Consider the following 522-nt stretch of genomic DNA (forward strand, 5'->3'; position numbering starts at 1 on the left):
CTGATAGGAACTGTCGCCAATCACAGCACCCCACAAGGCAAGCGCATAGTTGGCATTGATGGACTCGCTCGATGATTCAGTATTGGGCCCATTCGAATCCGGCCCGGCGTCGGCAAAGTTCTGCATTCTGAACCAGTCGTAGGTGCGCATCAGCGGGAAGTGCTTGTCTTCCAGGCTCGGGTTGGCAATATCGCGCGCCAGCAAGTTAACTCTTTCCTTGTTTTGTGCCAGCCAGTTCGGATCGATCGTCGCCAGTACCGCGGACGCATAGATGTAATAGCCATAATGAAACATGTGGTCAACGTACCAGGCATTGTAGTAATCCTGTGATTGATCCTTGAAGGCGCGCTGGGTAATGATGCCGTTGTTGGCGGTGTCGTACAGGATGTTTTCCTTGGTTGGGCTGCCAGCATAGCCTGGATCGCTGGGGTCGATCCCCTCAAACCACGGCCTCAGATTTTTCGCAATGTAAGCCCCCAACTCCTGCTGCAGTCTGTTTCTCCCAGTTCACGTGCTATCAGC

The 522-nt window shown here is 53.6% G+C and carries 1 protein-coding gene; it reads right to left on the reverse strand.

Annotation, left to right across the window (positions count from 1 at the left end; translation table 11 throughout):
• The coding region (locus JK635_RS19715; protein WP_306792977.1) for a glycosyl hydrolase at nt 1-480 on the reverse strand (480 nt) is incomplete at its 3' end.
• Nucleotides 481-522: the final 42 nt, after the last annotated feature.

It is taken from the genome of Neobacillus paridis, from assembly GCF_016765675.1.
Taxonomy (GTDB): domain Bacteria; phylum Bacillota; class Bacilli; order Bacillales; family Cytobacillaceae; genus Neobacillus; species Neobacillus paridis.